This is a genomic window from Erwinia sp. S43, assembly GCF_016624745.1.
Lineage (GTDB): Bacteria > Pseudomonadota > Gammaproteobacteria > Enterobacterales > Enterobacteriaceae > Erwinia > Erwinia coffeiphila.
Map to the genome: position 1 here is coordinate 1 of NZ_JACVTX010000096.1, position 202 is coordinate 202.

General features: G+C 58.9%; 1 other RNA gene. It reads left to right on the forward strand.

What is annotated here, in order from left to right:
- The first annotated feature begins 45 nt into the window (after positions 1-45).
- Positions 46-169: non-coding RNA, RtT sRNA (locus IBT47_RS26905), on the forward strand.
- Positions 170-202 lie beyond the last annotated feature (33 nt).

The window sequence follows — 202 nt, forward strand, 5'->3', positions numbered from 1 at the left end:
GCACGACCCACCAGTGTTAAGAAGGCGCCCTAAAGGCGCCTTTTTGCTATTCGTTATTCGGGCGGGATTCGTACCTGCAGCAGGTTCGGGTCGAACGCAGTGAGATAACGTTGCCACGGCAACGGCCCGAAGGGCGAGGCGAAGCCGGGTCATCCTGCACGACCCACCAGTGTTAAGAAGGCGCCCTAAAGGCGCCTTTTTG